We start from the raw sequence: 20,955 nt of genomic DNA, 5'->3' as shown, positions 1-20,955 counted from the left end.
TCCTTATTCCTGATCCAGGTCGGCGCTTTTCTGCGCGATGGCCATGGCCGTGAGGATTTTTCTGTAGCCGGTGAATTCGTTGCGCGCATGCACGCTGAGGATGTTGTCGAGCAGGACCACGTCGCCCTTCTCCCAGGCGAACTCGACCATTACCTCGCGGTAGATGCCTTGCAGGTGACGGATCACGTCGTCGGGAATCGGCGAGCCGTCGCCGAAAAAGGTGTTCTGCGGCAGGTCTTGCGGGCCGAATTCACGCAGCAGGTTGTCGCGGATGCTGTCCGGCAGGGTCAGCGCGTTGAAGAAGGTGCCGTGGTTGAACCAGATGCGCTCACCGGTCAGCGGGTGGCGCACGATGGCCGGGCCGTTCTGCCGGGTGCGCAGGCGGTTGCCGGACTTCCACTCGGCCTGGATGCCGATTTTGGCGCAGTAGGCTTCGACCTCGGCGCGGTCCTCGCTCTGAAACACGGTCTGCCACGGCAGGCCCATGCCGTCGCCGTAGTTGCGCACGTACATGATGCGTTTACGGGCAAACTCTTCGCGCACCGCCGGGTCGATCCGCGCGAGGATCCGGCGGGTATCGCCGAAGGGTGTTTCGCCGCCGGTGGCCGACGGCGTGTCGCAGTAGAAATACAGGTGACGCGGGAACACCGGCGAATACGAGTGTTCGTTGTGCGGGAAGATTTTCTCCGGCGCCGGGTAATCGGTGGAGCTGTAGATCTTGAACTGACCGGTGATCTGGGTGCGTGGCGAGGCGCGGAACAGGTACTCCAGCGCGCCGCCGGAAATCGCATCGACGCAGCGGTTGAACTCACCGATATCGGCCACCTGGAAGCCACGGAACAGAATCACCGCGTGCTCCAGCAGCTTGCTTTCGATTAGCGCACGATTCTGGCTCGCCCATTCCACCAGGTTCACGCCGGACACGGCCGGACGGCACACCAGCGGCATGCTGTGGCCTTCGAACATCGGCGCAAAACTCACCAGCCGCGTCGGATCGGTGGACAGGCTTTTGCGGGCACCACGACCCATCTTGGGAATGGACTTGGTCGTTGAAACGGTCATAAACCCCTCCAGAAAATGTTGACGGTGGCGCTAAAGGACGCCGTCGCCTGTATCAGTCCGCTGCGGTTGGCGCTATCGACGCGCCCCGGTTCGCCGAGCGGCGCTTGATCGCCATGGCACCACCAAGCAGGGCCTTGCGTTGCTCGTTCAAGCGCGCATCGGAACGGCGCTGGACCTCGCTGGCCAGGTTCAGCAACTCACCGACCTGCAACGGCTCAGCGCTTACCAACGCCTCGAGCACCGCGCGGATCTGTTCGAACACACATTCCAGCGTGCTCGGCAGGTACTGGCCGGCCGGTGTCTCGAAGCTCAGGTGGATGCGCTGCGCGTCGTTGTAGAACGCAGCGACCATGCCGATCTCGGCGGCCTGACGCCCTGAGGGGAAATCCTCCACGTGCAACCCATCCATCGAGGGCAAGCGACCGACGCCTTCCTGGTAAATCAGCTTGATGTCGAACAGCGGCGAACGGCCGGCCCGGCGCGGCAAGCGCAAGGCTTCCACCAGACGCTCGAACGGCAGGTCCTGGTGGTCCGAAGCCTCCAGCACCGCCCGGCGACAAGCCTCCAGCAATTGCGCTACCGGCTGCCCGGCATCGACGTCCACTTGCAGTACTAGTTGGTTAACGAAGAAGCCGACCATTTCTTCAAGCTCGGCTTGATTTCGGTTGGCGATATCGGTGCCGATGCGCACCCGAGCGACCTCGGTGCGCTGGCGCAGGACCAGGGTGAAACCGGCCAGCAGCAGCATGAACAGCGACAGATCGCGCTGCTGGGCAAAGTCGCGCAACTGCTGGCTGAGTTCGGCGCTGAAGGTGAAATGCGCGCCGGCACCTTCTTGCGCGGTGCGCCGGTCGCCATCGGCGGGCAACTCCAGTACGGCTTGCGGCTCGGCAAGGCGCTGCTGCCAGTAGTCGAGCTGGCGTTGCAACTCGCCGCCCTGCTCCAGCCACTGGCGCTGCCATTTGGCGAAGTCGGCGTACTGCACGCTGTGCGTCGGCAGTTGCGGGGCCTGGCCATGGTTGAGGGTTGGGTACAGCGTGACGAACTCATTGATCAGCACGCGGAACGACCAGTCATCGGCGACGATGTGATGCACCGTCAGCAACAGCACATGCTGGTCATCCGCGACCCGCAGCACCCGCACCCGCAGCAACGGGCCGTGGCGCAGGTCGAATGGCCGCGCGACTTCCTCGCGGGCCAGATGTTGCGCCTCGACGTCCGGCGCCGGCAGATGCCGCAGGTCGCCGGCCTCGAAGCTCAACGGCAATTGCCGGTGTACCCGCTGCCAGGTCTGGCCGTCTTCCTCGTAGAAGGTGGTGCGCAACACCGCATGGCGCTGCACCAGGGTTTCGAAGGTCTGGCGCAGGGCGTCGAGGTTCAGCTCGCCGCGCAGGCGCAAGGCGCCCGGCATGTTGTACATCGAACTGTCCGGTTCCAGGCTCCACAGGAACCACAGGCGCTGCTGGGCAAAGGACAGCGGCTGGCGTTCGCCGGAGGTGTCCGCCACCAGCGCCGGGCGTTCACAGCGGTGTTGCAGCGTCTGTACCTGAGCGGCGAAATCCTCAAGGCGCGGGTGTTCGAACAGGCTGCGCAGGCTCACCGACAGGCCCATGCGCTGGCGGATCTGCGAGACGATTTGCGTCGCCAGCAACGAATGTCCGCCCAGTTCGAAGAAGCTGTTCTCGCGGTCGACACGACTGACCTGCAGCACCTGCTGCCAGATCTGCGCCAGCTGGATTTCCAGTGCCCCCTGCGGTGCGCTACCGGTTGCGGCCTCCCAGACTGGCGGGGCCGGCAATGCGGCGCGATCGAGTTTGCCGTTGCGGTTGAGCGGCAACGCGGCCAGCACCACCAGTTGCGTCGGCAGCATGTAGTCCGGCAGGCGCTCGCCCAAGGCGCGGCGCACGGTGTCGGTGAGTTGCCGCGCATCGGCGTCCAGCCGTTCATCCGAGGCGGGCACCACATAGCCGATCAACTGCTTGCCGCCGACGCCTTCGTGCACCAGCACCGCGGCTTCGCTGATCATCGGCAGGCCTTGCAGGTGCGCCTCCAGCTCACCCAGTTCGACGCGGAATCCGCGAATTTTCACCTGATGGTCGATACGCCCCAGGTATTCCAGTGCGCCGTCCTCGCGATAGCGCGCCAGGTCGCCGCTGCGGTACAGCCGTGCCCCCGGTGTGGCGGAGAACGGATCGGCAATGAAACGCTCGGCGCTCAAACCCGGACGCTGGTGATAGCGCTGGGCAAGCCCGGCATCACCGCCGATGCACAACTCGCCGACACAACCGGTCGGCAGCAGGTGGCCTTCGCTGTCCAGCACATACAACGCACGCCCAGGCAGTGCGCGGCCAATCGGCACGCCAAGGGGATTGCGGGTATCGGCCAGTGTGCATTCGTGGGTACTGGAAACGACTGTGGCTTCGGTCGGCCCATAGGTATTGAGCAGGCGCACATCGCCCAGACCGGCGGCATGCCACAACCTCAGGCCTTCCAGCGACATGGCCTCGCCACCGACGTGGACCTGACGCAAGCGCCCTTTCTCACGCTGCGGTTGCGCAGCCCACTCTTGGGCCAGCAAGAACCAGTAGGCGGCCGGCAGGTCGGCCAGGGTCACGCCGCGCGCGATGATCTGCCGATAAAGCGTGTCGGTGTCCCACAACTCATCGCCGCGCATCACCAGCGCCGCGCCCACGCACAGCGGCGGGTAGCACTGCTCGACAAAGCCGTCGAAGCTGAAGGTGGCGAATTGCAGCACACGGTCTTGCGCTGAGAGTTGTGAATAGTGCGCCGCGATCACGCAAAACTCGCGCAGCGCGGCGTGGGCCAGGCACACGCCTTTCGGACGTCCGGTGGAGCCGGAGGTGTAGATCAGGTAGGCGAGGTCTTCGGCGCTGGCGAGGTTGTCCGGGTTTTCGGTGGAGTAACCGTCAACGCTCGCCTCCAGCGCCAGGCGCGGCAAACCTTGCGGCAGCGCGACATCGGTGAGCAAGCCCGGCTGCACCAGCAGCAGATCCATGCCGCTGTCTTCGATCATGTAGGCCAGACGATCGGCCGGGTAATCCGGATCGAGCGGCACATAACCGGCACCGGACTTGAGGATGGCCATCAGGCTGACGATCATCTGCGCATTGCGCCGCACCGACAGGCCGACCCGTTGCCCCGGTGCCACCCCCTGGGCGCGCAGGCGATGAGCGAGCTGGTTGGCTTGCGCATTGAGCTGGGCGTAGGTCAGGCACTCGTCGCCGACCATCACCGCCAGTGCATCGGGCGTGCGTGCCGCCTGTTGCTCGAAACGCTGATGGGCCAGCAATGGGCTGTCGAGTGGCGGCGCAGGTGGACGCGAACCGGCCAACACTTTTATTTGAGCCTGTGCATCCAGCAAGCTGACCGCGCCCAGTGCCTGCTGTGGCTGTGCGACGAACTGCTCCAGCACCTGCAACAGGCTGACACCCAACTGGCTGATCTGCGCCGCGCTGAACCGACTGCGGTCGAAGCTGAAATCCAGACGCAGGGTGGCGCCGACTTCGATGCCGAGGGTCAGCGGGTAGCTGGTGATTTCGTGATTGCGCAGCGCGCCGAAGGTCAGGCCCGCCGGCGCCCCTTGCTTGAGGGCTTCGGCCACCGGGAAGTTCTCGAACACCAGCAGGCTGTCGAACAGCGCCCCCTGTTGCCCAGCCCAGCCCTGGATGTCGTACAGCGGCACGTGTTCGAACTCGCGCAGGCTCAGGTTCAGTGCTTGCAGGTGGTTGAGCCACTGGGCCACCGACTGCCCTGCCGGCGGCGCGGCAATGATCGGCAAGGTGTTGATGAACAGCCCCAATTGCTGCTCGATGCCCGGCAGCGGCGCAGAACGTCCGGCCATGGTGGCGCCGAACGCCACGCAGGATTGGCCGGTGTAGCGCTGCAACAGCAAGCCCCAGGCGCCTTGCAGCAAGGTGTTGAGGGTGATTTTCTGCTGGCGGGCGAAATCGACCAGGCGCTGTAGTGCGGCGCTTTCAAGGGTCAATTGATGTTCGCCCATGCCGCGTCCTTCGGTGGGCGCCGGCAAGGCTTGCGCCAGCAGCGTCGGCGTTTCCAGTGGCGCCAGCGCTTGCTTCCAGAACGGTTCGGCGGCCAGCAGCGGCTGCTGTTGCATCCAGCCCAGATAATCGCGGTATTGCCCCAACGGCCTGGCCAGCGTCTGGCCGGCATACTGCTGGATCACTTCGCCGAGCAACTGCGCGTTGCTCCAGCCGTCCATGAGGATGTGATGGCTGGTGTAGATCAAGTGCCAGTCTTCAGGGCTTCGGCGCACCAGCACCAGGCGGAACAACGGTGCGGTGCCGAGTTCGAAGCCGCGACTGCGCTCTTCGGCGGCCAGTGCATCGAGGTCGACATCGGCCGCTTCGATCACTTGCAGTTGCAGGTCGATCTGGCGATGAATCACCTGATGCGCGCACTCAAGCCCCAACCAGTGGAAGCTGCTGCGCAGGATGTCGTGTCGGCTGATCGCCGCCTGCCAGGCCCGGCCGAATGCCGCCAGTTCCAGCCCCTGGATGTCCAGACGCAATTGATTGATGTAAGCCTCGGCCTGAGGCTCGTACAGAGTGTGGAACAGCATGCCCTGTTGCATCGGCGTCAGCGGGTAAACGTCCTCGATGGCCGGTGCCGGGACAGGCAAGGCATCGAGTTGCGCCCGGGTGATGCGCGCCAGCGGGAAGTCCGACGGCGTGACCTGGCCTGGCGTTGTCGCGCAGCAATGTTCGATCAGTGCCTTGAGTTCTTCGGTGTAGGCATCGGCCAGTCGCTGCACCGTGGACGCGGCGAACATGTCGCAGCTGAAACCCCATTGCAGCGAGAGCTGCCCGCCATACACCTGGCCTTCCACGGTCAGCCAGTTGGCCAGCGGCGCATCATCGCCCTGGGCCTGACCAGCGCTTTCCGTGGCCGGGACGAACAGCGCGGCCTCATCGAACTGACGGTCGAACTGCCCCAGGTAGTTGAAGGTGATACGTGGCGCCGGCAAGTCCTGCAGAAGCTGGCGCTGCGCAGGCTCGCCGAGATAGCGCAGCAGCCCATAACCCAGGCCTTTGCCGGGAATGGCGCGCAGCTGTTCCTTGATCGACTTGATCGAATTCGCCGCCCCGGCCTCGGGTTGCAGGCGCACGGGAAACAGGCTGGTGAACCAGCCGACGGTGCGGCTCAGGTCGAGGTCGTCGCCCAGGTCTTCGCGGCCATGACCTTCAAGCTGGATCAGCGTCGAGCCCTGCCCGCTCCAGCGGCAGATGACCCGCGCCAACGCCGTGAGCAACAGGTCGTTGACCTGGGTGCGATAGGCCGCCGGTGCCTGTTGCAGCAATTGGCGGGTCAGTTCGGCGTCCAGTGTCGATTCGATCTTGTGCCCGTGACGCTGCTGCAAGCTGCCCTGCGGATGCTCACACGGCAGGTCCCGGGCATCCGCCCGTTGCGCCTGCCAGTACGGCAGTTGCCCAGACAAGGTGCCGGCATGCTGTTGCAGGTGCGCGGCCCAGGCTTGATAGGCGCTGGTTTTCTCGGGCAGCGCCACTTGCCGGTAAGCCTGCTGCAAGTCTTCGAGCAACACCCGCCACGACACGCCGTCCACCGCCAGGTGATGGACCACCAGCAACAGGCGCTGGCTGCCATCGTCGAGGTTGACCAGCAAGGCGCGCAGCAGCGGCCCGTTGGCCAGATCGAGGCTGCGTTGCGCTTCATCGCACAGCGCGGTCAGGGCATCGGCCGAAGACGCCCGCCGCAGCCACAACCCAGCGGATTCGACCTGAGGTGCATGGTGTTGCTGCCAGCCTTGGGCACCGTCGATGAAGCGCAGGCGCAAGGCGTCGTGATGATTGATCACGGCGACCAGCGCCCTTTCCAATACTTGCGGATCCAGCGCTTCCCGGGGTGTCAGCAGCAGCGACTGGTTCCAGTGCTGACGCTGGGCGATGGCCTGTTCGAAGAAGTAATGCTGCGCCGGGGTCAGGATCACCTCGCCGCTGACCGGGCCTTGATCGATGCTGCTGCGGCTGTCGAACGTCGCGACCAATGCCAGGCTGCGCACGGTCTGGTACTGGAACAGATCCCGCGGACTGAGACGAATGCCGGCCTGACGGGCGCGACTGACCACCTGGATGGAAATGATCGAGTCGCCGCCGAGTTCGAAGAAGTTGTCTTCAAGGCCCACCGGTTGCGTGCCCAATACGTCCTGCCAGATCTGCGCCAGCATGGTCTGCATGGCATCCTGGGGTGCGACGAACGCTTGTTGCGGCGCGGCGTCCGGTGGCGGCAAGGCCTTGCGGTCGAGCTTGCCGTTGGCGGTCACCGGCAAGGCATCCAGCGGCATCAGGTAGGTGGGCACCATGTATTCCGGCAGGCTGCCGAGCAGCCAAGCCTTGAGGGTTTGCGGCCACTGCGCATCGGCGTCGGCGTTTTCCAGCACCAGATACGCCACCAGATGCTTGCCGCCCTGCACCAGCACCACGGCCTCGCGCACCAGGTCATGCTGCATCAGGCGGGTTTCGATCTCCCCCAGTTCGATGCGCAGGCCGCGCAATTTGACTTGATGGTCGAGGCGACCGAGGTATTCGATCACGCCATCGGCGCGCTGCCGGACGCGGTCACCGGTGCGGTACAAGCGCGCGCCGTCGTGGAACGGACACGGCACGAAGCGCTCGGCGGTGAGCGCCGGACGCCGGTGATAACTGCGCGCCAGCCCGGCGCCGCCGAGGTACAACTCCCCCGCCACACCAGCCGGGACCGGAAGCAATTGCGCATCCAGCACATGGGTGCGCAGGTTGGCGATGGGCCGGCCGATGGGCACGCTGTCGGCGCCTTCGTCGACACAGGTCCAGTGGGTCACGTCGATGGCCGCCTCGGTCGGGCCGTACAGGTTGTACAACCCGGCCCCCGGCAGCTTTTTGAACACCTGCAATTGCGCATCCAGCGGCAAGGCTTCACCACTGCAAGCAATGCGTTTGAGGCCGGTGCACGCCTCGACGCCCGGCTCGTGAATGAACGCCTGGAGCATCGACGGCACAAAGTGCAGCGTGCTGATGCCGTGGTCAGCGATGAGGCGGATCAACTGCGCCGGTTCCCGATGTGCGCCCGGTGGCGCCACCACCAGACGCGCGCCGGTCATCAGCGGCCAGAAGAACTCCCAGACCGACACGTCGAAACTGAACGGGGTTTTCTGCAATACCGAATCGCTGCCATCGAGTCCGTAGGCCTGCTGCATCCAGCACAAGCGGTTGACCAGCGCCGCGTGACTGTTGCCGGCGCCTTTAGGCTTACCGGTGGAACCGGAGGTGTAGATCACATAGGCCAGGTTCAACGGATGCACCGCGACCTGCGGGCAGGCTTCGCTGTAGCCGTCGAGCCAGTCTTGCGGCTGGTCCAGGGCGATGACCTTGACGCCGTCGGTGGGCAGCGCGCCAAGCAGGGTGCTTTGCGTGAGCAGCAGGCCAATCGCGCTGTCGTCGATCATGTAGGCCAGACGTTCGGCCGGGTACTCCGGGTCCAGCGGTACGTAGGCACCCCCGGCCTTGTGAATGGCCAACAGGCCTATGACCATGTCCAGCGAACGCTCGACGCAGATCCCCACCAGTACATCCGGACCAACGCCCTGCTCACGCAGGTAATGGGCCAGGCGATTGGTGCGGGTATCGAGTTGCGCGTAGCTCAACTGGCGCTCGCCAAACACCAGCGCCGGCGCCTCGGGCGTGCGTCGGGCCTGGGCCTGAATCAGCTGATGCATGCACTGCTCGACGGGATAGACCTCGGCGGTGCGATTCCAGTCCTGCACCAGCACCTGTTGCTCATCGGCACTCAGCATCGGCAACTCGCCGATTTTTTGCGTCGAGTCGTCGACTAACGCCTGCAACAGGCGCGTCCAGTGCCGGGCCATGCGTGCGATGGTGTCCGCTTCGAACAGGTCATTGGCGTAGGTCAGCGCGGCGTGCAGCTTGCCGCCCTTCTCCCAGGTGTCGAGAGTGAGGTCGAACTGGGTGGTGCGGCTTTGCCAGTCGAGGCTGCCCAGCACCAGGCCGGAGGCGGTGCTGACCGACGCCATGTCGGCCACGTGCGGCTGGTGGTTGTACATCACCTGGAACAACGGCGTGTGACTGAGGCTGCGCTCCAGTTTCAGCGCTTCGACCAGGCGCTCGAACGGCAGGTCCTGATGGGCCTGGGCGCCGAGGGCGGTTTCCTTGATGGCGCGCAGCAGGTCGTCGACCCGGGTCTGGCCGTCCAGTTGGGTACGCAGCACCTGGGTGTTGACGAAGAAACCGATCAGGCCTTCGATTTCCCCACGATTGCGGTTGGCGATGGGCACGCCGACGCGGATGTCGGTTTGCCCGGTGTAGCGATGCAGCAACGCGTTGAAGGCGCCGAGCAACAGCATGAACAGGGTGATGTTGTGCTTCTGCGCGGTGCTGCGCAGTTGTTCGGCCAGTTGCGCCTCGACCGCGAATTCGTAGCGGGTACCGCGATAGCTCGGCATGGCCGGGCGCGAATAATCCTGGGGCAATTCCAGCACCGGATGCTCATCGCCCAGTTGCGCCTGCCAGTACGCCAGTTGCCGCGCCTGCTCGCCCGCCTCCAGCCAGCGGCGCTGCCACAGGGCGTAGTCGCTGTACTGGATCGGCAACGCTGCCAGCTGCGGTTGGGTGCCCGCATCGAAGGCGTCGTAGCAGCGGATGAATTCGTCGATCAGCACGTTCATCGACCAGCCGTCGGAGACGATGTGGTGCAGAGTCAGCAACAGCACGTGCTCAAGTTCTGCGAGCTTGAGCAAGGTGACCCGCAGCAGCGGGCCGGTCGCCAGATCGAACGGCAGCATCGATTGCTGCTCGGCGGTGTGCGCCACGGCCCGTTCGCGTTCCTCGGCGGGCAGCGCGCTGAAATCCACCTGTTCGATCAGCAGCGGCGCCGTGGCCGGCACTTGCTGCAAGCTGTCGTCGACCTGACGCTGGAACACCGTACGCAGGGTTTCATGCCGCGCCACCAGGCTGGCGAACGCCTGCTCCAGCGCCGCCAGGTTCAAGTGCCCGGTCAACCGCACCGCGCCCGGCAGGTTGTAGGCACCGCTGCGCGGGTCCAGCTGCCAGAGGAACCACATGCGTTGCTGGGCGTACGACAACGCCTGGCGATCCTCGGCCTCGATGCCGGCCGGGATCGGAAAACGGGCGAAATCCACGCCTTCCTTGTGCAAGGCCGCCAGGAACATCTGGCGCTTTTCCAGGGGCAACCCGATAAACCGGCGAGCAAGTTTCAAGGAGTCTTCAGCATTCATCTATCGGCATCCGCATCAGTAGGCAGCAGGCGCAAAGGCGCGTCGTCCCTGTAAAACGAATGCAGGCGGGAAAAATTAGCGGATCAGGTAAAAGGCAAAACGCGGAAAAACAGGTTGATAAATACCCCTGTGGGAGCGGCGGTGCGACGATTCGACTTGCCCGCGAAGGCGGTGTGTCAGGCAACGGGCATGCTGCTGACACTCCCTCTTCGCGAGCAAGCCCGCTCCCACAGGTTTTGTGGTGAATTCAGAATAGGGTCAGCCCACAGCCATCAACCCATGCCGCCGATGATGCCCCTCAAGCTGGTCCTTGATCACCCGCAGCACCTTGGCCTCCTGCTCATGGATGAAGAAGTGCCCGCCAGCCAGCATATCCACCGAGAAACTGCCGCGGGTTTCCTGGCTCCAGCCGATCAATTGCTCGGTGGTGGCGCGGTCGGCCTTACCACCGAGCACGTGCACCGGGCATTTGAGCAAGGGGCGCTGGACCGGTGCGAAACGCCCGCACAACAGGAAGTCCGCGCGCAGCACCGGCAGAGTCAGGCTCATCAACTCTTCATTGGCCAGGATCTCTTCGCGGGTGCCGTTGAGGGTGCGCAATTGCTCGATCAGTTCGGCATCGGTTTTCGGCTGGGCAAAGCCGCGGTCGTAGTCGGCGCGCAGGGTCGGCGCAGCGGTGCCCGAAGCGAACAGCGCGACCGGTTCCGGGCAACCCAGCGAGCGGAAGGCGTGGGCCATCTCGCAGGCCAGCAATGCCCCCATGCTATGGCCGAACAACGCATACGGCGCCTTGAGCGTGGCCTTCTGTTCGTGGGCCAGTTGCAGCGCCAGGCGGCGCATATCGGTGTGCAAGGGCTCGCCATATCGCGCGCCCCGCCCCGGCAATTCCACCGGTTGCAGCTTGAGCCATTCCGGGAGTTTGCGCCGCCAGCGGCTATAGACCATGGCACTCGCGCCCGAATAGGGCAGGCACAGCAATGTCAGCGGGGTCACCGGGCTTTCCTCGAGAGTTGTCTGTATGGAGAACGGATGAGGTGTAGCCGGAATTAGTCGCAGATCCAAATGTGGGAGCGGGCTTGCTCGCGAAAGCGGTGTGTCATGCAACATTAATGTCGACTGACACGACGCCTTCGCGAGCAAGCCCGCTCCCACAGGTCGATCTTCATTTCAGATGGCGATAGCTTGGGATCGCGGAGCCGAGCACCAGCGCCCCCGCCACAATCGCCAGCCAGAACCCGCTGCGCGCGCCGAAGGCGTCCACCAGCCAGCCGGAGCCGGTGGCACGATCTGCTCCACCAGGGCCATGGCGACGATCAGCGTCGGTGCAAAAAACAGCCCCGCGACAAACACCGCCACCGCGCCCGCCAGACCGTAGCCACCCTGCAACTGCGAGAGCATGGTGATCTTGGCTCGTAAGCTTGCACGGGTCGTATTTGCACTGCTGAAAGGGCAAAGTGAATACCTACCGAAAGCAGGTTGAGGGCTTCCCCTCAACCATAGAATCTCCCACATTGGACGGCGTACACAAATCAACTGTGGGAGCGGGCTTGCCCGCGAAGGGGCCCCCACAGACAACCCACCCCCCCCGCCAAATGAACTCTCGACCGCCCAGACCAGTCAGCTGAATAGGCCCCAGACTCCCGGAGTTGCGCGACAATGGCTGATCACCCCGAACGCCAAAGCCCCATCGACGCCCACGGCATCATCGGTGACATGCGCAGCGCGGCGCTGGTCAACGACAAGGGCAGCGTGGATTTTTTCTGCTGGCCGGAGTTCGACAGTCCGACGATTTTCTGCTCGCTGCTGGACACCCCCGAGGCGGGGATTTTCCAGTTGTCGCCGGACTTGCCCGACGCCCGCCGCGAACAGATTTACCTGCCCGACACCAACGTGTTGCAAACCCGCTGGCTCAGTGACCGGGCGGTGGTCGAGGTCACCGACCTGCTGCCCGTCGGCGACACCGAGGACGACCTGCCACTGCTGATGCGGCGGATCCGCGTGGTCAGCGGCCGCGCCACCTTTCACATGCGCTGCGCGGTGCGCCATGACTATGCCCGCGCCAGCACCCGCGCGAGCATGGATAAGGATGACGTGATCTTCGAGGCTGCCGACCAGCCGTCCCTGCGACTGTGCGCCGATCAAGCCATGCACATTGATGCCAATGGGGCGGTCGCGCAGTTCACCCTTGAGCAAGACCAGACCGCCCAGTTCCTGCTCGGTGCACCTGGCGACCCACGCTTCAAGGAGGGTGCCGCCGATCTGTGCCTGGAACGCACCCTGAAGTTCTGGCGCGACTGGATCGGCCAGTCCAGCTACCGCGGGCGCTGGCGCGAAAGGGTCAACCGCTCGGCCCTGGCCATGAAGCTGCTGACCTCGCGCAAGCACGGCGCCATTCTCGCCGCGGCTACTTTCGGCCTGCCGGAGAGCACCGGCGGCGAGCGCAACTGGGACTATCGCTTCACCTGGATCCGCGACGCTTCGTTCACGGTCTATGCATTCATGCGCCTGGGCTTCGTCGAAGAGGCCAACGCCTACATGCGCTGGTTGCGCGGGCGGGTCAGCGACTGTCAGGGCAAGCCGATGAAACTCAACATCCTGTATGCCATCGACGGTCGCCAGGAGTTGCCGGAGATCGAGCTGACGCACCTGTCCGGTCATGGTGGCGCACAACCGGTGCGCATCGGCAACCAGGCGTACGAGCAGGTCCAGCTCGACATCTTTGGCGAGCTGATGGACGCGATTTACCTGGTCAACAAGTACGGCGAAGCCATCTCCCATGAGGGCTGGAAACACACGGTGGAAGTCATCGACCAGGTCTGCGAAACCTGGGAGCAAAAGGACGTCGGCATCTGGGAAATGCGCGGCGAGCAGTATCACTTCCTGCATTCAAGGCTGATGTGCTGGGTCGCCCTGGACCGCGCCATCCGCCTCGCGTCCAAACGTTCGCTGCCCGCCCCGTTCGCCCGCTGGGACCAGACCCGCCAGGCGATCCATGCCGACATCTGGGAGAACTTCTGGAATGAGGAGCACGGACATTTCGTCCAGCACATCGGTGGCACCGGCCTGGACGGTTCGATGCTGCTGATGCCGCTGGTGCGCTTCGTCAGCGCCCGCGACCCGCGCTGGCTGGCAACCCTGCAAGCCATCGAAAAGAGCCTGGTGCGCGACGGCATGATCTACCGCTACCGCAACGACGACAGCCGGATCGACGGCCTGCCCGGCAGCGAAGGCGCCTTCGCCGCCTGCTCGTTCTGGTACGTCGAATGCCTGGCCCGCGCCGGCCAGCTCGACAAAGCCCACCTGGAGTTCGAACAGTTGCTCAGGTACGCCAACCCGCTGGGGTTGTATGCCGAAGAGTTCGACAGCCATGGACGGCACATGGGCAACACACCGCAGGCGCTGACGCATCTGGCGTTGATCAGTGCGGCGTGTTTTCTGGACCGCAGGTTGAGTGGGGAGAAGGTTGTCTGGCAGCCTTGAGAATGCGTCGCCCCTTTCGCGAGCAAGCCCGCTCCCACACTTGATCTCGGCCGGACACAAAATTTGTGCCCATTGAAAAGTAAATGTGGGAGCGGGCTTGCTCGCGAAAGGGGCATCAGCCACAACACAAGATTGACTGAATACCGCCGGGTGAACCGGTGACCGGTGCAAGCCAATCCCCTGCAACCACTAAATCAGCAAGCAAGGCATTGTTGCCAGCCGCTATCACCCCACCTACCATCCTCAATCAACGGGCACAGCGGAGCTGTCCAGAACCACCCGAATTCAAGGAACCAGAATGACCCAACGCATCCATCGCAGCATCGACACCCCGCTCCGAACCGGTTTGAACCGCGAAGAACTCTGGGAGGCCGACGACAAGGGCCTGATCAAATGCTGGGAAGTCGGCCGCCAGCGCGCCGCCCGTTTCCCCGAACTCGCCCGACAGTGCCTCGCCGGCGAGTTGCCGGTACTGGGCTGGAAAGGTGGCGTCAGCCGCAGCCTGAAGAAACTCGAAAAATACGGATCCCTCAAATACCTCGCCCAGTGGCAAGGCTTGCGCGGGGAAGACCTGGACGTGGACCTGGCGCAAGAACGAGCGCTGAGGTGTGCTCGGACAGCCATGGTGGTGACGTTTACGCCGGATCGGGCGAAGTATTTCAATCAAGTAGCGGAAGTTGAATCCTAGGAGCAGGGACGATGGTCGATTTGCATCAGGAATTTCAAAACAGTGGATTCTTCCACGAAGCACGCATTGATAGACGTTCAGCCGACGCGTTGACAGGTATTGCGGCTGGACTCGCTGCCGATGGCAAGATCAACCAGCAGGAAGCCGAGTTTCTCAAGAGCTGGATCGAAGCTCATGTGTGTCACCTGGGTGATCCGGTCGTGAACATCCTCTATAAACGCCTCTCCGACATGTTGAGCGATGGCGTACTGGACTCCGAAGAATCGGCTGAGCTACTGGATATGCTGCACCAGTTTGCAGGTCTGCCGGTTGGCTCGGGCCAGGTCTTCACAACGCCTTGCAGTCTTCCACTCGATAACCCTGCACCCGCACTGAACTGGGTTGATCGGGTTTTCCTGTTCACCGGGGTCATGGCTTACGGTCCGCGCAAAGCATGCGAATCGCTGATTGTCGAACGCGGCGGCCTGATCGGAGGTTCGGTCAGCAAGAAAATCAACTATCTGGTGGTCGGCAGCATCGGAAACGATCAATGGCTTCATAGCACTTATGGAACCAAGATCAAAAAAGCGGTTGAGCTGAGAGAGAGCGGTGCTCCTATCGCGATCATCAGTGAAGAACACTGGCAAAGGGTGCTGTTCGGGTGACACAACTATCGGCGTCAGGGGGGATGATGATTGAGCAGCCACTAAAGACCGTCCGCACGACACAACTCGACATTGCCTACGAAGAACACGGGCCCGCCACCGGCGACCCGATCATCCTGCTTCATGGCTTTCCCTATTCGCCGCGCGCCTACGACGACATCGCCCCCGCTCTCGCCGCTACCGGTTACCGCGTGATCGTCCCGTATCTGCGGGGTTACGGCCCGACCCGTTTCATCAGCGCCGATACCCTGCGCTCCGGCCAGCAAGCCGCCCTTGCCCAGGATTTGCTTGACCTGATGGATGCCCTTTGCATCAACCGGGCGTCCCTGTGTGGCTACGATTGGGGTGGGCGGGCGGCGTGCATTGTCGCTGCGCTGTGGCCGGAACGGGTGCGCTGCCTGATCACGGGCGATGGCTATAACCTTCAGGACATCCCCCATTCGACACAGCCATTGGCTCCGGACACCGAGCATCGCTATTGGTATCAGTACTATTTCCACACGCCTCGTGGCGTCGCAGGCCTGACCGAAAATCGCCGCGCCTTGTGCGAATTGCTCTGGAAGCTCTGGTCACCAACCTGGGCCGAAAACGCTGCACGCTATCCGTTGAGCGCCCCGGCCTTCGATAACCCGGATTTTGTCGACGTGGTGATTCACTCCTATCGCCACCGCTTCATGTATGCCCTTGGCGATCCGGCGCTGGAATGGATGGAGCAGGCCCTGAGCAAACAACCAACCATCAGCGTGCCGACGATTTCCCTGTGCGGTGCCGATGACGGTGTCGGGCCTGCGCAAGAAATCGACGAAGATATCGGGCATTTCACCGGCCCCTATGAGCGTCGAGTGTTGGCAGGCGTTGGCCACAACATTCCAGAAGAAGCGCCAGAGGCAACACTTAAGGCACTACTGGATCTCCTCCGGCACTGACCGAAAACCGCTCCCGATAAGCCTGCGGTGTCACCCCCATGGCCCGCAGGAAGCTGCGACGCAGGGTTTCTTCGCTGCCGAAGCCGCATTGCACCGCCAGCCGTTTGATCGGCACACCCGTATCGCTGAGCAGACGCCGCGCGGTTTCGACGCGGATCAGTTCGATGGCCCGGGCCGGGGTCTGGCCGGTGTCGGCGCGGTAGTGGCGCACGAAGCTGCGTTCGCTCATGCCGGCCTGCAAGGCCAGGGTCGGGATGCCGAGTTCCTTGGTCAGGTTTTCGCTGATCCAGGCGTGAAGTTCGTCGAATCGCTTACCTTCCTGTTGCAGGGACAGGGTCACGCTGAATTGCGACTGGCCACCCGGACGCTTGAGAAACACCACCAGTTGCCGGGCGACTTCCAGGGCCATGTTGCGCCCCAGGTCCTGTTCGACCATGGCCAGCGCGAGGTCGATGCCGGCCGTCACGCCGGCCGAGGTCCAGACCGGGCCGTCGTTGATGAAGATCGGGTTGGGTTCGACCTGCAAGCGCGGGTGCTGTTGCGCCAGTTGCTCGCAGCGGGTCCAGTGGGTGACCACCCGCCGGCCATCGAGCCAGCCGCTGGCCGCCAGCAGAAACGCACCGGTACACACCGAGGAAACCCGTCGGCAGCCACGGGCATGCTCGCGCACCCATCCGACCAACGACGCATCTTGCGCCGCCGCGTAGACGCCCCAGCCACCGGCGATGATCAGGGTGTCAGTGCCGTCATCCGGTAAGGGTTCGGCCAACAGCGCCAGGCCCGCCGACGACATCACCGCCCCGCCGCCGCTGGCAATCACCGTCGGCGCGTAGGGTGGCGGCAGGCCTTGCTGACGGGCAATGTCGTTGGCCGAGGCGAAGACCTGCAACGGCCCGGTGACGTCGAGCAATTGCACGTTGGCGAACGCGAGTACATGGATGGTTTTCGACATTTGGCGTAATTCGTGGGGATATTGGCGTATACGCCAAATCCTACGAGCCTACAGTCAAACCGTCCACCCACTTCACGAGAAAAACACCATGACGTTGCAGATCGGCTTTCTGTTGTTTCCACAGGTTCAGCAACTGGACCTGACCGGCCCTTATGACGTACTGGCCTCGCTGCCGGATGTGAAAGTGCATCTGATTTGGAAAGACCTGATGCCGGTCACCGCCAGCACCGGCCTGCTGTTGAAACCGACGACCACCTTCGAGGATTGCCCGGCACTGGATGTGATCTGCGTACCCGGCGGCAGTGGCGTCGGGCCGTTGATGGAAGATGACCAGACCCTGGACTTCCTCAAGGCCCAGGCCGCCAACGCCCGGTACATTACGTCGGTGTGCACCGGCGCACTGGTACTGGGCGCGGCGGGATTGCTCAAGGGCAAACGTGCCACCACTCACTGGGCCTATCACGAGTTGCTCAAGCCGCTGGGCGCAATCCCGGTCAAGGATCGGGTGGTTCGCGACGGCAATCTGTTGACCGGTGGCGGAATCACCGCCGGTATCGATTTCGCCCTGACCCTGGCCGCCGAGCTGTTCGACCCGGCAACCGCCCAGTTGGTGCAGTTGCAACTGGAATACGCTCCGGCCCCGCCGTTTATGGCGGGCAGCCCCGAGACGGCGCCGGCCAGTGTGCTGGAAGAGGCTCGCCAGCGGGCTGCTGGCTCATTGAAGCTGCGGGCGGAAATCACCGAGCGCGCGGCGGCGAAACTCGATCGTCAGTAAAAAAGGTGGCGGCAGGAACACGCTTCCTGCCGCCGACTTTTCCTGCGGCCACAAAAAAACCCGCCGAAGCGGGTTTTTCCAAGACCATGACGACTCCTTGTCGCAGCGTTCCTTGCATATGGTCGATCATCCGTGATCCTGAGCACATCCTGTGCTTCAGTGGGTGAGGCCAGAATACGCATCGGATCCAATTTGTAACAGGCGATATCGCTACCATCGCGTGTAAGACATTCGCTATAAGCCACCTTCCGAAAACCCTTAGACGCCTCAGGTGCCTGGCCTGGAAGCCGCGATTTTAAAGGCCTCCAGCTGACTTTCCACGGCCAGGCGCTGGTCAGTCACCCTGAAGCTCGTGGGCCTTGGCCTTTTCCACAAGAAACTGTTCGATGTTGCTCATCTGCTCATCCCAACCACGGCTGTCCATCCGGAACGCCTTGAGGCGACGATGCTGGGGAATGTGGTCGAAACCCGACTCGATCACCTTGAGCAGCGTGCCGTTATCCATGTCTTCGAGCTCGAACTTCACCAGGGTGGTGGGTTCCTGGGAGTAATCGACCTCCGGCTCTACCGCATAAGGGTGCCAGCGAAACGAAAACAGCCGCTCCGGCTCGACCCGCTCGACCAACACATTCCAGCGCAAATGCTCATAGCCGGGGTAGGTAATCTGTCCCTGGGTCCACTCGCCTGCGACAAAACGCTTGCCTTTCAGCGCCACGCCAAACCACTGTCCGAACTCTTCGGCATTGGCCAGCACGCGCCAGACCTGCGAACGCTTGGCCTTGAGCAGGATCTTCCTTTCGATGCGATCAGATGCGGGGTTCATAAGTCACCTCCTGTACTTGAACAGTAGGCCAGTAAGACCACAAGACCAACCCTAAAGTTGTACCAATCGGGATGCGCAATCAACCATGCCTGAGATATTCGGTTGCATTTGCGCGGATAAGTTCTGGGGCAATCACAAAGTCAGAGGTCGAAACTGCTAACGTTCTCCTTCCAGATCGCCCCACGAAAGGAGTCGTCCATGAAAAACCTGCGCGGCAGTTGCCTGTGTAAAACCATCGAATACCAACTCGATAGCCTCGACATGCCCATCAGCCACTGCCATTGCCAGACCTGCCGCAAGGCTCACGCGGCAGCGTTTGCATCGACCGCCGGGTTCATGCGCGAGCACTTTCGCTGGCTCAAAGGCCAGGATCGCCTGGGCCGCTACGAATCGTCGCCGGGCAAGTTTCGATATTTCTGTTCGGTCTGCGGTTCACACCTGATGGCCGAGCGGCCGGCCCAGCCTCACGTGATTGTTCGTGTGGCGACACTGGATGCAGATCCGCAGATGACGCCCCAAGCGCATATCTGGACGTCACATGATGTGCCGTGGCTTGAATACCAATCGGTGGAAAAGCATGCGCAGTGGCAAGCGTAGCGGGCTGAATCCGTCACACGGCTACACTGCACTTCAACATTCGGTCACAGCGAGTAATCCGGCATGAACCCACGCTTACTATTGGCATTGACGCCCCTGCTGTTCACCTCCATGGCTGTCGCCGTGGACTGCGACAACGCCAGCGACCAGGCGACGATGAACCAGTGCGCGGCGCAACAGAATGCGGCCGCCGACAAGGAATTGAATGCGCTGTACCAGCAGATCACTTCGCGATTCAAGGGCAACCCGGACAACAAGAAACTGCTGGTAGGTGCGCAGCGGGCGTGGGTGGCGTTCCGCGATGCCGAGTGCAAGTTCTCGGCGTCCGGGGTGGAAGGCGGGAGTGTGTATCCGCTGATCTACAGCAATTGCGTGACGGAATTGACCAAGGCGCGGGTGCTGACGTTCAAGAACTATCTGAAGTGCCAGGAGGGGGATATGAGTTGTCCGGTGCCAGGGGTTTAAGATTTGTAGTGTTTTTGAGGGCCTCTTCGCTGGCAAGCCAGCTCCTACAGTAGATCGTCAGTAGACAGGGATCCATTGTAGGAGCCGGCTTGCCGGCGATGGCGTCCTTTCAGTCGCCGCAATTACCGGATAAATATCTGCGCCGTGGTAATCGCCATGTCCCCGCCCGGCAATTTGATGCTGCCCGTCTGTTTCAGGCTGTCGGCATCGAAGATCGCCACGTCGTTGAACGTCCCGGCCAGGTAGATCTTGCTGCCGTCCTTGTTGAAGGAAATGCAGTAGTAGGAGTGATCAAGCGTCGCCGCCTGGAGCATTTTCTTCTCCTTGATGTCGTACTTGGCCAGGCGATTGAGCACGCCGAACATCAGGTTCGGGTCCTTGGGCGAGCGCATGCCGCTGAAATAGATTTCCGTCAGTGGCCCGAAGTCGGTGGTTTCAGTCTTGCCGGATTTCAGGTCGACGCTGAACAGGCCGTACAGGTATTCGGCGGTGGCCGGGTCCTGCTTCTTGTCCTTGAATTTCGCGGCGGTGTAGAGCAGCGAGAAATCATGCCGGTAGGTCTGCTGGTTCCACACGTAGAGCACGTCCGGCGCGCTGTAGTTCGGGCGTTTCCAGTGACGGCTGGGGATCAGCACGTCGAACTTGCCGGTCTGCACATTGACCTTGTAGACGTCCGCCCCCGCCACATACAAGGTGCCGTCGTCGCCACTCTGCATGATGGTCAGCTGCCGCGGCGCCGGGAAGCTGCGCACCGGCTTGGCATCCATCCCGGCGTCAGTCGAGTACACATCGAGCCGAGGCTGCTGCACTTCGTAGCGGTCGTTCATCATCAGCGTCGGGTTGGCGATGGTGAACAGTTCCTTGCCGTCGTGGCTGAGGGTGAAGGCGAACATCGACTTGGCTTTCTCCCCCGGCTTCTGGGTGATGCTGGCGTGGAACACCTGTTTGCAGCTGTCCAGTTCAACGCCATAGACATCCGCGTAGTGGTTGTTCAGCACGTAGGCGGTCTTGCGGTCCGGCGACAACTGCACGGTGCCAGGGCCGAAGGCGTCGGGCATCTTGCAGGTCTTGTACAAGGTGTCGGTGGCCAGGTCGATCACGTGCAGGTTGTTCGGGTAGTTGGTGGTCAACATGTATTCGTGACCGTCTTGCAGCGCGGTGTTTTCATCGGCCAGGACACTGATCGAACAACTGCTCAGGACGGCAAACGCGGCCAGGCCGCAGGCTTTGATGCTGTGCATGCTGGAATCCTTCTTG

The 20,955-nt window shown here is 62.8% G+C and carries 13 protein-coding genes and 1 pseudogene; 7 read left to right on the top strand and 7 right to left on the bottom strand.

Features of this window, described 5'->3' with window-relative positions:
- Positions 1-3: 3 nt before the first annotated feature.
- From AB7M25_RS09385 to AB7M25_RS09370, 4 genes and pseudogenes are all read right to left on the bottom strand, one after another.
- Positions 4-1,062: a TauD/TfdA family dioxygenase gene (locus AB7M25_RS09385; protein WP_218503933.1), complete on the bottom strand. Its 1,059-nt coding sequence runs from the start codon at positions 1,060-1,062 to the stop codon at positions 4-6.
- Positions 1,063-1,114: 52 nt separating this feature from the next.
- Positions 1,115-10,348 carry an amino acid adenylation domain-containing protein gene (locus AB7M25_RS09380; protein WP_454237198.1) on the bottom strand — a complete coding sequence of 3,078 codons (9,234 nt, stop codon included), beginning with the start codon at positions 10,346-10,348 and terminating at the stop codon, positions 1,115-1,117.
- A gap of 258 nt (positions 10,349-10,606) precedes the next feature.
- Positions 10,607-11,341 carry a thioesterase II family protein gene (locus AB7M25_RS09375; protein WP_429383603.1) on the bottom strand — a complete coding sequence of 245 codons (735 nt, stop codon included), beginning with the start codon at positions 11,339-11,341 and terminating at the stop codon, positions 10,607-10,609.
- A gap of 169 nt (positions 11,342-11,510) precedes the next feature.
- Positions 11,511-11,707 (bottom strand): annotated as a pseudogene (locus AB7M25_RS09370) (MFS transporter); the annotation flags it as partial.
- A 297-nt stretch (positions 11,708-12,004) separates the two neighbouring features.
- On the opposite strand from AB7M25_RS09370, the gene AB7M25_RS09365 reads away from it, so the two are divergent.
- From AB7M25_RS09365 to AB7M25_RS09350, 4 genes are all read left to right on the top strand, one after another.
- Positions 12,005-13,828, top strand: coding sequence for a glycoside hydrolase family 15 protein (locus AB7M25_RS09365; RefSeq protein ID WP_429383607.1), 1,824 nt, complete (start codon positions 12,005-12,007; stop codon positions 13,826-13,828).
- Between the two features lie 298 nt (positions 13,829-14,126).
- Positions 14,127-14,516 (top strand): hypothetical protein, encoded by a 390-nt coding sequence (locus AB7M25_RS09360; RefSeq protein WP_454237197.1) that lies wholly within the window; start codon positions 14,127-14,129, stop codon positions 14,514-14,516.
- Positions 14,517-14,527: 11 nt separating this feature from the next.
- Positions 14,528-15,160, top strand: coding sequence for a BRCT domain-containing protein (locus AB7M25_RS09355; RefSeq protein WP_454237196.1), 633 nt, complete (start codon positions 14,528-14,530; stop codon positions 15,158-15,160).
- A gap of 23 nt (positions 15,161-15,183) precedes the next feature.
- Positions 15,184-16,086 (top strand): alpha/beta fold hydrolase, encoded by a 903-nt coding sequence (locus AB7M25_RS09350; RefSeq protein WP_429383609.1) that lies wholly within the window; start codon positions 15,184-15,186, stop codon positions 16,084-16,086.
- Here AB7M25_RS09350 and AB7M25_RS09345 read toward each other — a convergent pair.
- Complete coding sequence (locus AB7M25_RS09345) at positions 16,055-17,038, bottom strand: GlxA family transcriptional regulator (RefSeq protein WP_454237195.1); 984 nt, start codon at positions 17,036-17,038, stop codon at positions 16,055-16,057. The genes AB7M25_RS09350 and AB7M25_RS09345 overlap by 32 nt on opposite strands.
- An 88-nt stretch (positions 17,039-17,126) precedes the next feature.
- Between AB7M25_RS09345 and inhA the strand changes: the two genes are divergently transcribed.
- Entirely contained in the window at positions 17,127-17,813 is a 687-nt protein-coding gene (inhA, locus tag AB7M25_RS09340; RefSeq protein ID WP_429383617.1) for an isonitrile hydratase, read from the top strand.
- Positions 17,814-18,147: 334 nt separating this feature from the next.
- Here the strand turns inward: inhA and AB7M25_RS09335 are convergent, their stop codons facing one another.
- On the bottom strand, positions 18,148-18,636 hold the full coding sequence (locus tag AB7M25_RS09335; protein WP_429383621.1) for an SRPBCC family protein: 489 nt from the start codon (positions 18,634-18,636) through the stop codon (positions 18,148-18,150).
- A 198-nt stretch (positions 18,637-18,834) separates the two neighbouring features.
- Between AB7M25_RS09335 and AB7M25_RS09330 the strand changes: the two genes are divergently transcribed.
- On the top strand, positions 18,835-19,233 hold the full coding sequence (locus tag AB7M25_RS09330; RefSeq protein WP_454237194.1) for a GFA family protein: 399 nt from the start codon (positions 18,835-18,837) through the stop codon (positions 19,231-19,233).
- A 63-nt stretch (positions 19,234-19,296) separates the two neighbouring features.
- The gene (locus tag AB7M25_RS09325) at positions 19,297-19,698 is read left to right on the top strand and encodes a lysozyme inhibitor LprI family protein (RefSeq protein WP_429383629.1); all 402 of its coding nucleotides are present in this window, start codon (positions 19,297-19,299) and stop codon (positions 19,696-19,698) included.
- A gap of 122 nt (positions 19,699-19,820) precedes the next feature.
- Here AB7M25_RS09325 and peaD read toward each other — a convergent pair whose 3' ends face one another.
- Complete coding sequence (gene peaD / locus AB7M25_RS09320) at positions 19,821-20,939, bottom strand: quinohemoprotein amine dehydrogenase subunit beta (protein WP_454237193.1); 1,119 nt, start codon at positions 20,937-20,939, stop codon at positions 19,821-19,823.
- Positions 20,940-20,955: the final 16 nt, after the last annotated feature.

Source organism: Pseudomonas sp. AP3_22 TE3818 (assembly GCF_053628995.1).
This window is presented reverse-complemented; position numbering and strand designations above follow the sequence as displayed.

What these genes read in the sequence shown, in the direction of transcription:
- AB7M25_RS09385 (WP_218503933.1), bottom strand. Translation starts at nt 1,062, where the DNA reads ATGACCGTTTCAACGACCAAGTCCATTCCCAAGATGGGTCGTGGTGCC.
- AB7M25_RS09380 (WP_454237198.1), bottom strand. Translation starts at nt 10,348, where the DNA reads ATGAATGCTGAAGACTCCTTGAAACTTGCTCGCCGGTTTATCGGGTTG.
- AB7M25_RS09365 (WP_429383607.1), top strand. Translation starts at nt 12,005, where the DNA reads ATGGCTGATCACCCCGAACGCCAAAGCCCCATCGACGCCCACGGCATC.
- AB7M25_RS09360 (WP_454237197.1), top strand. Translation starts at nt 14,127, where the DNA reads ATGACCCAACGCATCCATCGCAGCATCGACACCCCGCTCCGAACCGGT.
- AB7M25_RS09355 (WP_454237196.1), top strand. Translation starts at nt 14,528, where the DNA reads ATGGTCGATTTGCATCAGGAATTTCAAAACAGTGGATTCTTCCACGAA.
- AB7M25_RS09350 (WP_429383609.1), top strand. Translation starts at nt 15,184, where the DNA reads ATGATGATTGAGCAGCCACTAAAGACCGTCCGCACGACACAACTCGAC.
- AB7M25_RS09345 (WP_454237195.1), bottom strand. Translation starts at nt 17,038, where the DNA reads ATGTCGAAAACCATCCATGTACTCGCGTTCGCCAACGTGCAATTGCTC.
- inhA (WP_429383617.1), top strand. Translation starts at nt 17,127, where the DNA reads ATGACGTTGCAGATCGGCTTTCTGTTGTTTCCACAGGTTCAGCAACTG.
- AB7M25_RS09335 (WP_429383621.1), bottom strand. Translation starts at nt 18,636, where the DNA reads ATGAACCCCGCATCTGATCGCATCGAAAGGAAGATCCTGCTCAAGGCC.
- AB7M25_RS09330 (WP_454237194.1), top strand. Translation starts at nt 18,835, where the DNA reads ATGAAAAACCTGCGCGGCAGTTGCCTGTGTAAAACCATCGAATACCAA.
- AB7M25_RS09325 (WP_429383629.1), top strand. Translation starts at nt 19,297, where the DNA reads ATGAACCCACGCTTACTATTGGCATTGACGCCCCTGCTGTTCACCTCC.
- peaD (WP_454237193.1), bottom strand. Translation starts at nt 20,939, where the DNA reads ATGCACAGCATCAAAGCCTGCGGCCTGGCCGCGTTTGCCGTCCTGAGC.